Origin of the sequence: Parabacteroides sp. PFB2-10 (genome assembly GCF_029893085.1) — a bacterium.
In the GTDB taxonomy this organism is placed as follows: domain Bacteria; phylum Bacteroidota; class Bacteroidia; order Bacteroidales; family Tannerellaceae; genus QVMG01.
Genome location: NZ_JARXWI010000014.1, coordinates 46,302 through 60,775 on the forward strand (window position 1 = coordinate 46,302; position 14,474 = coordinate 60,775).

Genomic DNA, 14,474 nt, shown 5'->3' on the forward strand with positions numbered 1-14,474 from the left:
AACCAATTAAAACAGGCTTATAGCTTCACAACCTGCGTGTAAAATACTAATTTTGCCTCGTTACTTATTGAAAAATAAAATGTGGCAAAAATGTATATGGGTGATGATATTGCTTCTTTCTGCCGGCGGTCTGCTGGCGGAAGAGGCTATTGTTGATAGCCTTACCAAGAAAAAAGACCCGCAATTTCTGGCCATCAATGCGATGGGAGGCGTGGTGCTTCCTACCAATGCCTATATCAAAGAGGGAAACAAGGTGCCGGCTTATAGCGCTTTGTCGCTGAAGTATGGTTTTTCCTCTTCGGGAGACAGCTGGGAAGATGTGGCTTACGGGATGCCTTACTATGGCATTGGCTTATACGGAGCTCGCTTTTTCCATAAAAAAGCCCTGGGTTATCCCTTTTCGCTTTATCTGTTTCAAGGAGCCCGGATCCGGGATTTCAGCCGGAAAACCTGGCTGGGTTTCGAGTTGAACCTGGGTATGTCGTTCAACTGGAGAGCATACGATGCCTTTGATAATCCGGACAATATCGCCTTGGGGTCGGCGGTCAATATTCATGTGGGCGCCAGCTTGTATATGACTACCTCCCTCTCCAAGCGGGTCGATCTGCGTTACGGCCTGGGCATTTCCCATTTCTCGAACGGAGCACAACAATTGCCCAATAAAGGATTGAACATGGCGGCTCCGTTTATCGAGGTGATTTATAAGTTACAGGATGATGCAGAAAAACCGTCTGTCAACAAGAACCTGACACCGCCTCCGGTTGACGAGCATTTCAATTACGACCTTACGTTTACCTCCACCACCCGACAGATCTGGATGGATACGCTTGGCACGAACCTGCCAAGCCGTTTGATTGACAAAAACTTCAAAGTATTCGGATTGAGCTTCTCGGCTTTGTACACCAATAATTATAAATACCGCTGGGGACCGAGCATTGAGTTTGTCTATGATGAAAGCTCGGGAGCACACGCCTGGCGCCAGCAACACCCCGAGGATGGCAAATATTACGACCGTATCCGCTTTGGTTCCTTTTTCGAAAGGCTTTCATTGGGCATCTCTCTCCGGGGGGAAGTGACCTACCCACATCACTCCTTTTTCTGCAATCTGGGATACAACCTTTTGCATGGCAACAGTTATGACTTCCGTTTCTATCAGATCGTAGGGGTGAAGGCCTACCTAAAGGAGAACATATTCGGGACATTTGGCATCCGGGCGGCTCGGTTTAGTAAAGCGCAATATATCTATTGGAGCATTGGATATACCATTCCCGGCAAGCCGATCAAAGAGCGAAGAGAAGCTAATCCGCGCTAAAATCACCCCCTTCCGGAATGCCCCCCTTTCTCATTTTACCCTGCTTTTTGCTTCGCTTACTACGTGTAAACCTTTTTAGTTCGCTGGAAATTCTATCGTCGATGGGCATCGACAGTACTGTCCATGCCCTTCGACAGTTCTGTCCATGCGCCTCGACAGTACTGTCGAAGCCCATCGACGATAGAAATCTGGCGGGAAATTGTGACTTATCCTGAAATTGGTTGTCACTTTTTGCCACTGTTTACTATAAAAGTTGACACCATACAATAGCGTGGATTGGAAGAAGGTTATGAATGTTTTGTCATATACTTAGAGGAATGGTAAGGGGGGTAGTTTGCCAATCGAAACGGTTGCGAGCACTTTAAATAGGGGGAAAACAAAAAGAAACGGCGAAGCTCACGCCTGGCCGTTTCCACATTTAACCGTTTTAAACAAAAAGAAAAAGTTAGTTAAGGTTCATATTATAAAATTTACTTACACAAGGTAGGTAAATCTTTTTTTGCATTATAATTCTATTTGTGGACAAATATAGACATTCTTTGCGAATATGCCTCATTTTATGGAAGTTTTTTATTTTGTACCTGCCAAAAAGAAGTTTTTATGTAACTTTGCAGGCAAAGAGAGGACGAATACATGACTGATTTCGATATGCACATTCTGGGCTGTGGTTCTGCTCTGCCTACGACCCGCCACCTGCCCTCTTCACAAATCGTCCGGCTACGGGAAAAGCTTTTCATGATAGACTGCGGGGAAGGCACCCAACTTCAGATGCGACGTATGCACATCCGTTTCAATCGGCTGAATCATATTTTTATCACCCATGCACATGGCGACCATTGTTTCGGATTGCCCGGATTGATCTCTACGCTGGGAATGCTGGGACGCATAGGAGACCTGGTCGTATATGGTCCCCGGGATGTAAATGACTATCTGACTCCTGTCCTTGCACAGTTCTGCCATCACCTGCCGTATAAAGTAGTCTTTCGGGAGGTAGATCCGTTTAAGCATGCCCTGATTATGGAGGATCGCTCCATACAGGTGTACACCATTCCCCTGAAGCATCGAATCCCCTGCTGTGGATACCTTTTCCGAGAAAAACAGAAGGAGGCGCATATCATTCGTGAAATGACGGACTTCTATCAGGTACCGGTGCGCATGATGAAGGATATAAAGCAGGGAGCCGATTTTGTTACGCCCGATGGCACTGTCGTTCCCAATGCGCGGTTGACCCGCCCGGCCGTTCGTCCCAAGAGTTTTGCCTATTGCTCCGATACGGCCTATTCGGAAGAGATCATACCGATGATCGAAGGGGTCGATCTTTTATATCATGAAGCGACTTTTGGCGAAGAAGACCTGGCGCGCTCCAGGGAAACCTACCACTCGACAGCCCGGCAAGCGGCGGAAATCGCCCGGCAGGCCCAGGTGAAAAAGCTGGTTATCGGCCACTATTCGGCGCGCTACGACGATATGTCACAACTATTGTCGGAGGCCCGGGAAATCTTCCCCGACACGCTTGCCGGAAACGAGGGAATGGTTATTCCCATTTGATTGCATTACCATCCGTGAAATAATCGCAAAATGTTTCTCAATTGAGGAAATCTTCCTACATTTGCATAAAGCGGCGAGAAGATGAGAATAGTATACTGTATCGGCATAATGCTTCTTTTGCAAACGGGCGTTTGGCTTTCCGCACAGGAAAAGAAAACAGACGCCGGTGTGGCTGTACCCCAAAATGTCACCACAGTTGAAGAAGAAAAGGATGAACCTAAAATATCCGTCAGCGAGAACCGCATTTCCGTTTCGAACGCCCCTGTCGGAAGTAAGATGGAAATATTCAGTGTGGTTGGCACCAAGGTGAAGGAAATAGAGATGAAAGAACCATCGGGGGAATACTATGTAAATCTGGAAAAAGGAATCTATATGGTACGAATCGGTCCCGCCTTTGTGCGAAAAATGCTGATTCACTAAAGAGGAGGCAAGCGATTCACTTCTGATAGAAAAACAAACAATAAAGAGATACAAGAAGCCCCGGCCAATATGATGGTCGGGGCTTTTTAGTATATGGATCGATCCGTTTTGCTCTAATAAACTACTTTCATGCGGTTATCGCCGGATGTAATGATGTAAACACCACGGGCGGGAAGGGTTATGCTTTCTTCCCCTCTTTCTGCCAAGCCATGATGGATAAGGATTCCTGAAATAATATAGACACTCCATGGTTGACCTGGGGTCAATCCGCTGACATACAACGTGCCGCTTTGCACGCCAGCCTTCAGTGTTTCCGCCTGCGAGCCATCGAGGGCTGTTCCTGTGGAAACATAGGTGATCGCCTGCGACACAGCGGTAAGGTCTTCAGCACTAACCGTCAAGGTCGCCTTATAGGTGCCGATCGGTAAATCATCATCTACGGAAAGAGTCACATCTGTTTCCGCGCCAATAGCCAGGCTGGCAACGGTGGCCGACGGAAGCGTGAACACATCCGCGTTCGTACCGGAAAGAGCTAAGGTCAGTTCGCCGGTCGCCACGTTGCCGCTGTTCAGGATATGCACCGTCAATTCGTTCAATAGGGAGAGTTCGATGCGCTTTTCGGGTGTCTCAGTATAAGGAATAGCCAGGATAGTCCCTGAGGTCGTTTCCGTAGAGAGCGTGGTGGCGCCAAGCATCAGGGTAACGGTATAGGTAAACGAACCGTTACGCCCTGCCGGAGACTCTTTCGTGCCGGCTACGGCCGGTGAGAAAGAGAGTATCTCTACATTCCCCACCATGGACGATCCCGACGAACGGAACTCCACCTTATGCGAACTGCCAAATAGGTTATTCAGTGTATTGACAAGCCATGTCCGGAGGGATTCTTCCGTGTTGCCGGCGGTTTGTGCCACGCGATAGGTGCCTCCTTCGACCGCCTCAACGGCCGCCTCAACGGCTTCTTCATCCTGTTTTTCTTGCGTTTTCGTAAAGAGTGCAGTGACTGTTACGCCATATTTAGGCATGGTGAATGTGCGTGTTGCGCCATTCTGATTGCCTGAACCGCTTAACGATACACCCGTAGCTTGGCTTCCGGTCTTATACGCGGCAATGGAATCCAACTGATATCCGTCGGTGATACTGATGGTCAAGGTCACGGTTTCTCCCGCAAGCACAGCCGAACCATTGGATGAACCGGGCGAAGCAGCCCGGACGCTTCCTCCGGCAAAACTGCCTATACTGACTCCATAGGTTGGGGGTTGATCAGAAACAGTCATATTGATAGAAGTACGGCTAAGAATTACGCAAGCGGAGTTTTGAATCTCGCTTACTGTTTTCCCGATAAAGCTGTTCGCCTGGCTTCCATACGAATAGGGGACACCGTATATCGTATAGCTGCCGTTCGGCAAAGTCCTGAAATCAGCGGTAGGACTATGTTTTTTAATCTTATTATCCGACTGATCCACGGCAATATAGGTATAACTCATTCCATCAGGAGTGGCTGCTTCGGCATACGAAGTGCCGGGACCGGATGCTGTGATCCGAAATTGAGTTGTCGGCTGAGAATAGAGCATTATACGCAGATAATAGGTCGTGTTTGCTTTTAATGATGCCGTAACGCTTTTTCCATAACCGGTGCTGGTGCTGGAGCTTCCTGTCCAGTAGCCCGAAGAGTCAAGAAAGCCTGTACAAGAAGGTGTTTCGGTACTAAACAGTGTCATGATAAGGTTATCGTTACCGGTAAAGGTATAATTCCCATCTTTTGTTACTTTGATTCTTAATTCTTTCCAGTAGACATTAAAATTGCCTCCGTTTGAATAGGTGTGACAATTAGTCGACGAGCTATTTTCCCTCACATAAATAGGAGTAAGACCTTCCACTAAGCTTATGATATAAGGGCTTTGCTTTGTAAGAGTTCCCGCTTTCATGTCCAGATTCAGGTCATCATCTCCCGAAGGAGCAGTCACATTATCAGAAAAAGAGGGATCACTTGGAGAGGAATCACAAGCGACTGCTACGCGATTAACGATCACTTGATAGGTTTTCCCGTAATACTTATTCGCAGAAGATACCGAAAGGGTAAACACATTATTCCCATGGTCTAAATAGGCCTTTGTGATATTGCCTTTTACTGTAGAAGAGGAGATGCCCTCTATGGTGACTGTATCCTTTTCCGTTCGATAGGTATAGGTCGCCTTATCAGGGTCAAATCCCTCTATCGTTACACCGTCTACCTTCAGATCGGTCAATAGGGTGTTGCGGATCAACGTCTTATAAGTCGCCGTTGCATGTTTGTTTTGGCGAAGTGTCCGGGCGTTGTCAGCCGTTTGGGCATCCCCGATATAGACGCCTGATTCTTGATAGTCAATATCCGGACTGGAGAAATAAGGAATTTCTTCATAAGAGGTGATACCATCCCAATAATAAGCATTACCATAGGTCATGATCGTACATTGGTTTTGTCCATTGATAATTCCTTTCCAGCCGCTTGAATAATCATAAAGCCCCGGCCCGGGTTGTTTCGATTGATCTTTATGATGGCCGCACCCCATGTTGTGCGCCATCTCATGCACCATGGTCGTTGTCCAGCTCAATTGCTGCACGCGTGAGAGGGCGAAGCCATACGCCGGGTTACCTATCGTGCTAGTCATAAGCCACCCCACTCCTCCGGTGAAATCAACTTCCGGCACAAACATCACCAAGTCGGCTCCATACTGTCTTCGAAGAGGATGCACTTCGTCCATTTTTCCGTCAGTCGGACTCGTCAGATGATTCAAATCAGCACTATTATTTACCTCCACATAATCGGTCTGGTAACTATGCACCAAATTGAAGATAATTCCAATTCCTGAATTAATCGATGCCTGGTTTGCCTTTTGCATAGCTAAGGTTATCATATTCTCAATACTCGCCTCCTCCTGGGTCTTAGCATATAGCATTGCTTTTTCCGTGTAAACAACCATCACATTGATTGTTACCTCCTCCAACTCATCAGCCCGTGTCGTCAAACCGGCGGCTGTCTGAAGTGGACTATTACTTATTTGCTGTGGCTCGAATGAAATGACTTCAGGCTGTTCGGGAGGCAAAACGGACTGGCAGGCCAACCGCTGTTTGTTTAATTCCTCTTTGTTATACGCACGCAAATAACCACCTTCAGCATTTGTGGTAGCTATATAATAGGCATTCTTTTCTACCAGATCCACGTGAATCAGTGTTCCCTCGTCCGAGGCAGAGATATAGCAATAGCTAAAATCCATTCCTTCTACCTTGGCTGTGATGCCGGTTATCCCGTTATAACCGTGCGTCACCTGCTCAACCGAAGCGCGAAACTGTTTGTCTTCGAATAGGTCGAGCAACAGAATATCACCTTTATTATCTGAAGTAAGCGACTTTAACTGCGGATTGATGTCAAACAGACGTGCCTGTTTCGGTTTGCCTAAAGCATAATTGCCCGCTTGTTCCGGCATAAGCTGTCCGGTGCTTCTCAGACCACTACTTTCTTTATTGATATTTATCGTTTGCTGAGCAAACAATCCCTGGGAAATCAATAGGAAGACGAACAATCCTAAATTCCATGTTTTTGTGACAAGCTTCATTCGTAAGGCTAAAATGAGAAGATTAGTATTCATCATTATTTGTATTAATAGCGGTAGTATTTAGGGATAGGTTATATATCTCACCCATAGAGACTCCCTTTATGTTACATATTTGGGCGTAAATATAAAGAAAAGTAGCAGCATAGTCACAAAAAAAGGATGCCATTGTGTGGCATCCTTTTGATAATATAGATAAATATTCTTTTTTACAACACCTGTACGCCCTCTTCGCGCGCTTGGTCTTCACCGGTAGGCGTGATCAGCTTATAGCCCTTTCCATGAATATTGATAATTTCAATACCCGGATCTTCTTTCAGGAGCTTACGCAATTTGGTGATATACACATCCATGCTGCGCGCATTGAAATAGTTATCGTCGACCCATATTGTCTTCAGGGCGTAATTGCGTTCCAGTATCTCATTCGCATGGGCACACAAAAGACTGAGCAGTTCACATTCTTTGGTGGTCAGTTTCGTCACTTTGTCAGCGATTGTCAGTGTCTGTTTCTGTGTGTCGAACAGGAATTCGCCCAGTTTGTAGAAAGGAATATCTTTCATTTTCTTTCCTTTCACCCGGCGAAGGATCGCTTCGATACGCAACAGCAGCTCTTCCATGCTGAATGGTTTTGTCAAATAGTCGTCGGCTCCCAGTTTGAATCCTTCCAGGATATCATCTTTCATGGTCTTTGCCGTCAGGAAGATGATGGGTATATCCGGATTGATAGAACGGATTTCCTGCGCCAGGGTGAAGCCGTCTTTCTTCGGCATCATCACGTCCAACACACAAAGGTCGTATTTGCCCTTGGTAAATCCTTTATATCCCGCTTCTCCATCGGAGAAAAGATCCGTAACATACCCTTTAGCCTGCAGGTATTCCCTGAGTAACATTCCTAAATTTTCGTCGTCTTCGCAAAAGAAGATCTTGATTTTTTCTTCCATAAGTCTAACTTTTTATAAGAGGTAAAGTAATAATAAATTTCGTTCCAACATTGCCGGCGCCCTGCTCGGCACGGATCGTGCCTTTGTGGTCTTCTACCATTTTACGCACATACGCCAGGCCTAATCCAAAGCCTTTCACGTCGTGTACGTTGCCGGTTGGGATCCGGTAAAACCGATCGAACACTTTTTTCAGGTGTTCTTTCTTGATGCCGATCCCGTTGTCTTCCACCGAGATCAACAGCCGCCCATTATCGTTCCAGGTACGCGCCATCAGCTTCAGCGGCACATCCTGTCGGCGGTATTTCACTGCGTTATCCATCAAATTGAACAACACATTGGTGATATGCATCTCATCGGCATAAATAGCCGACTCCTCTGCACGCAGATCGATATCCAATGTGCCGCCATATTTTTCCACTTTCAATACAAACGTATTGGCGATGCCCGCCACCAGATCGTTTGCATCGATCTCTTTTAGTTTCAGGCTGGCTTTCTGCTTTTCGAAAAGCGACATCTGCAATACCTTTTCCACCAGGAAGCTCAGGCGTTTTGTCTCGTCACCAATTACACCGGAGATGTGCTTGAATACGTCCGGACTTTTGGTGATATCGGTATCTTTCATCATCTGCGACGCCAGCGAAATGGTCGATACCGGCGTCTTCAGCTCGTGCGTCATATTGTTGATAAAGTCGTTCTTCATCTCCGACAATTTCTTCTGACGGAAGATAATAAAGAGGGTGAAGGTAAACGTGACAAGCAGGATGAACAGAAAGATAAACGACGGCACAATAAACTGCACCTGGCTTCGGATATAATCCTGTTTGGTCGGGAAATAAACACGTAGCCAATTCTGCCGGGAGGGAGGGTCGTTCGAGAACAACACCGTGGTTACCATATCCGAAGCATTGATCTGTCGCTGCATTTCCCCGCTCTGATATACCGGATTGCCGTCTTTGTTGATCACTTGAAAGACAAAAGGAATATTTAGCCCATTGTTTACAAACTCGGTTCGCAGATAGTTGTTCAACTGTTTGAAGTCGACCCTTTCCTGAATAGGTTTCAGGTTGGCCGTATGCAACATATCCCGGGCAACCTCGCGAAGTTGTTCCAACTGGATCAAATAACGGCGGGCATATTCCCGCTGCAGGTCGGCAGATGTCTTTACGATGTTATGGCCGGATTGCTGTTGTTGCTGGCGGGTAGATAACGAAGAGAGAGGATCTGTTTTCTGGCTGGCAATCGCATTGAATTCTAATTTCTGCACAATGCCTTCCTCCTCCTGGCGTATTTTGTATTGCATAATGATCTGTTCCACATTCCTTGTGTCCAAGGAGGAACTCTGCAGGTGGGAATGCTGCAACTCCATGTCTTCCAACAGGTATTTGTTCGCCTCGTCTTTTTCAAGGTTTTTCGACACCTGGTTCAGGCTTTTCTTCACAATTTCGTTGAATTGCTCGCCTCGCATCCGGGTGATATCAGCAATGTAGGTTACCTGCATATAAAGCAACATCGCAAAGGTGAAAACCATTACGCCTGTTACTAACCATATCGTTGACTTCCTCATTCTTTTTCGAATCTCTTTTTAACAAAACAAATTAAGCTCCTTTTAGTTTAATATTCACACAAAAAAAGTAAAATTTGAGGGGTTCAAATGTTAATTAAGCCTGTTTTTCCGATCTTTTATCGCAGACAATTAGGGTTTTATTCTCTAATTACTCATTCCGCCATTTTGTCATAAAAAAATCTTTTTCGAGAAGATAAAAACGGATTTTTGTAAAGAAGCCGAAATGTCATTTTGATATTTCGGCAGGAGAATGTTGGAGAAAAGGTAGGACTTTGGAGACAAACTCCCGGGAGAAACACTTTTTAACAAACCGGAATGTAAGTGCAACTACCCCATTTACTTAGAAAATTCGGTCTGTTGCTTACACCTTGTTTTTACTGTTTCTACTGTTTTGTGGCCATCGTATCGACTGACGCAATGGCAGTTTTGGAGCATTTGCATCCCGTTCGATCGTTTTATAATGCTTCAGGTGAATAGTTGTGTTATAAAAAAGCCCGGTATCACTTTGCTGATACCGGGCTTTTCTATTTTTTATTAGAAAGGCATACCGCCGCCTCCCATAGGAGGACCACCAAAGCCACCACGACCGCCGCCATGTCCACCCGGTCCACCCTGTCCACGACCCGGACGCGAATCATCCATCGTAGCACCGCCTTTAAAGATATTGAAGCGGTAGATGAAATGAACCATGAAATAGCTGCCTATCGTATTGAATTGCGAGTCACGCGTGTAGTTAGCCGTTACGGTACGTGACACATTGCTTCTCTGTTGCAGAATGTCGTACATCTTAAAGCGAAGCGTTGCCGCATTTCCCTTCAGGAAAGAATAAGAAGCAGAAGCATTCCACAAGAGTTCGTCCGTATCATAACCATCGGTGTAACCCGTGCTTGTCCGCCAGGCGATATCACTTTCGATTTTGAAATTGGCCGGCAAATAGATCGTAGTGTTGCCTCCGACGCTATAATTGTAGATGTTCTGATTCTGATTATTGCTGGTCTCCAACGTATTCTTCGTCTTCTGGTAGTTGATCGAGCCATTCACACCCAAATCCAGGAAAGAAGAGCGGAAATCGATACCAGCTCTTTCCATAATCTGAAGATTTGTATTTTTATTCTTGCTGTCGACAATGGTGAAATTCATATCATCCGACCATACTTTATCGCCAATATAGGTGGTTCTGTTGTTGAAAGAACCACGGGTCATGGAGTTGATCGAGAATTTTTTGTTCTTCAGCGGGGTATTAATCATCAATGTCAGGTCGCCGCTATAGTTACCGTTCATATTGCGGTAGGTCGTTGTCTTGTTACCGCTTCCGTCGTTCTCGTTGATCACATAAGAAGAGATATTGTTCACCACATAATTCCCGCCTCCCATCACACGCATGGTAAACTGGCTTTCCTGCTGGAATGTCTGGTATGTCACACGGAACTGGTTGGTATAGTATGGTTTCAAATCCGGATTACCCTGTACTACATTACGCGGATTGGAGTAATCGGGCACCGGTTGCAACTGGGCAACACTCGGCTGGGAGGTTCTTCCGTCGTAATCGATTCGCAAATTAGACTGACGACTGAAGTTATAACGGAACTGTGCCGTCGGCGAGAAGTTCACTACGCTTTGTTTCACTTCCGAAAGGATGGAGTCACCGATGAAATTCACACTCTTACTATTCGAAGGATCGACATTAAACCCGATCGTATAATTATACTTTTCCCGGATAGCCTTAAAGCTTAGGCTGGCACGTTGGGTCAGGAAGTCATTCCGATAGTTTTGTGTTTGCGCCGTATCGATCACCGTATAGTTGCCAAAGTCATCCAATACGTAAACATTCTTCAGCGATTCCTGTTGCTGACGGCTGATATTATAGGTCAACTGGATAAAGTTATTACGTCCCAAAGGTTCCACCCAAGAAACATACGCCCGGAAGTTGCTTCCATTGACATCGTTCTTTATCTTTTCATCGCGCAGATCATCCGCCCGATTGGCATAATAGGTATTGGCAACATTGCTTCCGTCCTGATCGCGGCTGGTCATTCCTCCTGAAATAGAAGCACTGAAAATACGACCATTATCATTCAACCGACGGCTGAATTCCAAGCGGGCATCCATATTATAGCCATCACCGCTGTATCTGGATAGCTGATCGCCATAGTTGATGGTATCGCGCAAAGCATCCAATTCTGCCGTATAGCTGGAACCAAACTGGGAGTTTTTACTGTAACTCAGATTGGGACGGAAAATCAATGTCGTGCGATCGTCCGGTTTCCATTCCAAGCGAAAGTTTGCTCCAATGTTATCGTTTGAATTACTACGGAAGCTGGAACCTGTTTCGTATCTTGTTTCCGACTGTACGTTTTCCTGGCTTGTTTCCGACTCCGCTTCGTTCTTCGACTTGGCATACCGCAGATTCCCATTTAACGTCAGCGTCTTACTGAGCTCCTTCGCAAAGTCGAAGCCGATATTTCCGGAAGTGGTGATGCCATTACCGCCGCCCCCCATCATCATACCACGGCCTCCGGCGCCACCCATGCCGCTGAACATTCCCATATCCGAGAATCCCATATTGTTGGTATTGTTCATACCGCCTAATAAGGTGTAGCGGTCGTTGTTAATCATTCTATTCAGCATGAAGTTTCCTTCGTAACGGTCTTCGCTACCGTATCCGGCATTGACATTTCCTACCCAGCCCTCTTTCATGCCCGGTTTGATCGTCAGGTTGATCACCGTCTCTTCATCGCCGTCGTCAAAACCGGTCAAACGTGCCATTTCACTCAGGCGATCCAATACCTGTACCTTATCCACCATATTGGAAGGAAGGTTTTTGGTAGCCACTTTCGGGTCGTCCGAGAAGAATTCTTTTCCATCCACAAGGATTTTATTGATCGACTTTCCGTTTACAGTCACTGCCCCTTCAGAACTGACCTCCACGCCCGGCATCTTCTTCAATAGATCTTCCAGGGCTGAGCCTTCGCTTACTTTAAAAGAATCGGCATTGTATTCTATCGTGTCGTTGCGCACAATTACCTCCGGCGCTTTTCCGGTAACAACCGCTTCCCCCAATAAAACAGCATCGTCTTTCAATTGCAATTTGCCTACATTTACCGGATCAGTCTGTCCGGATATCTGCAAAGGCTGATAAACAGGTTCAAAACCAATAAACGAGACATTCAGCATATAGACGCCGGAAGGGATATTCTTCAAACTAAAACTCCCATTTTTTCCTGTAGCTACTCCGGCCACCATACTGCTGTCACGCACACTTAACAAACGAACCGTAGCCTGTTCGACAGCGTCGCCTGTTCCGGCCTCCACCACCTGTCCTTTCACCTCTACGCTTCCACCGCTGCTTCTCCGACTCTGGCTCTGGCCATACATACTCACAGATGTAACCAACAAAATCATCAACAATAGATATCTTCCCACTTTCATAAAATTTATTGAATAGTTTCACTTATGTTCGGAAGATAGACAAGGCGATAAAGAATTAGTTTAAAAAGAAAAAGTATGATTTGCTTTTATTAACAAAACGCCCGATATTGCCTTGTAATCATTTGAAGGGAGAGGTCTAATAGTATAAGAGGTAAAGATACCAATTAGCTAAACCCGATCTTTGCTTGTTAGATGGGTTCTTTTCGATTGCAGGAAAACGGAAAGTAGGATCAATATCAGGCCGATATGAATACCTGCATATTTCACCTATGCACATTACCTGTTGCGGAATGAAAACAGCATATATTAATTCTATCAATGGGCTATCTGTCAATTAATTCAGCAAAGATTAGGTAAAGTCAGTTAGTCGTGGTTATATTTGTGAGATGATTAGAAAACCATTGTAAAATGATCACTTCCGGAAAGAAAAAACTATACCTCCCAATTTGGCCGTGCTGGCGTCGGTTTTTAGTGGTTTTAATTTTGGTTGCTTTGGTTGTAAGTGCGATACTAAGTTGGCATTCTATTACCGGTGACGCCATGGCGGGATGCGGCAATGACGGTTCATGCCATAACGTTTTTGGCAGTCGCTGGTCGATGTTGGCAGGAATATTCCCTGTCAGTGGTTTGGCAATGGGGGTCTATTTTGCCCTTTTAGTCTCCGTCTTTTTCATTGGGAACGACACGGATATATCGATCCGCCGCTTGGCTTGGGTTGCCCTTTTAATCCTTTCCGGTTCTATTGCAGGCAGTGCGATTTGGTTCACGATTATCCAAAAACAGATTATAGGTGAATTTTGCTCTTACTGTATGACGGCTCATGTCGTGGGTCTTTTCATAGCCACGTTAGTTATTTGGTGGGCTGCGAAGGAAAAGGCATATCTCCGGCATGCACACAGAAAGCTTTTCAAACCACTCCAAATAGCGCTGCTTGTTTTTACAGGTTTGGTGTTGGCCGCTCTTTTAGCTACCATACAAATCAACTTCACCGGTGTGGCTACAACGCAACGCGGCAATTATCAGGATGATCAGGTGATTTTTGACTTTCAGGATGTTCCTCTCGCGGGTTCGCCCGATGCGCAACATAAAGTAACACTGCTTTTTGACTATCAATGCTCTCATTGCCAAAAGATACATTTCATGCTCGACGATGTGATACAACGTTACGAAGGAACACTCGCCTTTGTGTTGTGTCCGACACCGCTGAATAGCTCCTGCAATCCGTACGTTTTGAAAGATGTCGACGCATTCGCGAATTCGTGCGACCTGGCCAAGATAGGCCTGTCGGTCTGGTTTGCAAACCGGGAAGTTTTCCGCGAGTTCGAGAATTGGATGTTTTCATTCGAAACAGGCAACTACTGGCGTCCCCGTAATATAGAAGCCGCCCGGGCAAAGGCGATTGAACTGTTGGGAGAGGAGGAGTTCGAAATCGCAAAGACTGATCCGAGAGTGGAGCAGTGTCTTCAAAACAGCATGTATATCTTCGGTCAAATCATACGAGGAGGCAACAGCAGTATACCCAAAATGATCTATGGTTCGCAATGGATAACTCCCGAACCCTACAGTGCGGATGAACTGGTTTCCATCTTAGAGAAAAGCCTGGCTGTGCCTTTGCCGTATCGACACAACACGCATTAACAGTATAATTATAAATAATAATTCTGATCCAC

At 45.8% G+C, this 14,474-nt stretch carries 8 protein-coding genes; 4 read left to right on the top strand and 4 right to left on the bottom strand.

The window, feature by feature from the left end:
* Nucleotides 1-79 precede the first annotated feature (79 nt).
* The 3 genes from M2137_RS11770 to M2137_RS11780 all read left to right on the top strand — a co-directional run bounded on the left by M2137_RS11770 (nucleotide 80) and on the right by M2137_RS11780 (nucleotide 3,280).
* On the top strand, nucleotides 80-1,312 hold the full coding sequence (locus tag M2137_RS11770; RefSeq protein WP_280766640.1) for an acyloxyacyl hydrolase: 1,233 nt from the start codon (nucleotides 80-82) through the stop codon (nucleotides 1,310-1,312).
* 633 nt (nucleotides 1,313-1,945) lie between these two features.
* Nucleotides 1,946-2,860, top strand: a complete 915-nt coding sequence (locus M2137_RS11775) for a ribonuclease Z (protein WP_280766641.1) — start codon at nucleotides 1,946-1,948, stop codon at nucleotides 2,858-2,860.
* An 81-nt stretch (nucleotides 2,861-2,941) separates the two neighbouring features.
* Complete coding sequence (locus M2137_RS11780) at nucleotides 2,942-3,280, top strand: T9SS type A sorting domain-containing protein (RefSeq protein WP_280766642.1); 339 nt, start codon at nucleotides 2,942-2,944, stop codon at nucleotides 3,278-3,280.
* 113 nt (nucleotides 3,281-3,393) lie between these two features.
* Here M2137_RS11780 and M2137_RS11785 read toward each other — a convergent pair whose 3' ends face one another.
* The 4 genes from M2137_RS11785 to M2137_RS11800 form a co-directional block, all read right to left on the bottom strand.
* Entirely contained in the window at nucleotides 3,394-6,909 is a 3,516-nt protein-coding gene (locus tag M2137_RS11785) for a M12 family metallo-peptidase (RefSeq protein WP_280766643.1), read from the bottom strand.
* Between the two features lie 170 nt (nucleotides 6,910-7,079).
* Nucleotides 7,080-7,811, bottom strand: coding sequence for a response regulator transcription factor (locus tag M2137_RS11790; protein WP_280766644.1), 732 nt, complete (start codon nucleotides 7,809-7,811; stop codon nucleotides 7,080-7,082).
* A 4-nt stretch (nucleotides 7,812-7,815) separates the two neighbouring features.
* On the bottom strand, nucleotides 7,816-9,375 hold the full coding sequence (locus M2137_RS11795; RefSeq protein ID WP_280766645.1) for a HAMP domain-containing sensor histidine kinase: 1,560 nt from the start codon (nucleotides 9,373-9,375) through the stop codon (nucleotides 7,816-7,818).
* A gap of 534 nt (nucleotides 9,376-9,909) precedes the next feature.
* Nucleotides 9,910-12,804, bottom strand: coding sequence for a TonB-dependent receptor (locus tag M2137_RS11800; protein WP_280766646.1), 2,895 nt, complete (start codon nucleotides 12,802-12,804; stop codon nucleotides 9,910-9,912).
* Nucleotides 12,805-13,212: 408 nt separating this feature from the next.
* On the opposite strand from M2137_RS11800, the gene M2137_RS11805 reads away from it, so the two are divergent.
* Nucleotides 13,213-14,442: a vitamin K epoxide reductase family protein gene (locus M2137_RS11805; RefSeq protein ID WP_280766647.1), complete on the top strand. Its 1,230-nt coding sequence runs from the start codon at nucleotides 13,213-13,215 to the stop codon at nucleotides 14,440-14,442.
* Nucleotides 14,443-14,474 lie beyond the last annotated feature (32 nt).

Excerpts from the sequence above, each read along its gene's own strand:
- M2137_RS11770 (WP_280766640.1), top strand. The coding sequence starts at position 80 with ATGTGGCAAAAATGTATATGGGTGATGATATTGCTTCTTTCTGCCGGC.
- M2137_RS11775 (WP_280766641.1), top strand. The coding sequence starts at position 1,946 with ATGACTGATTTCGATATGCACATTCTGGGCTGTGGTTCTGCTCTGCCT.
- M2137_RS11780 (WP_280766642.1), top strand. The coding sequence starts at position 2,942 with ATGAGAATAGTATACTGTATCGGCATAATGCTTCTTTTGCAAACGGGC.
- M2137_RS11785 (WP_280766643.1), bottom strand. The coding sequence starts at position 6,909 with ATGATGAATACTAATCTTCTCATTTTAGCCTTACGAATGAAGCTTGTC.
- M2137_RS11790 (WP_280766644.1), bottom strand. The coding sequence starts at position 7,811 with ATGGAAGAAAAAATCAAGATCTTCTTTTGCGAAGACGACGAAAATTTA.
- M2137_RS11795 (WP_280766645.1), bottom strand. The coding sequence starts at position 9,375 with ATGAGGAAGTCAACGATATGGTTAGTAACAGGCGTAATGGTTTTCACC.
- M2137_RS11800 (WP_280766646.1), bottom strand. The coding sequence starts at position 12,804 with ATGAAAGTGGGAAGATATCTATTGTTGATGATTTTGTTGGTTACATCT.
- M2137_RS11805 (WP_280766647.1), top strand. The coding sequence starts at position 13,213 with ATGATCACTTCCGGAAAGAAAAAACTATACCTCCCAATTTGGCCGTGC.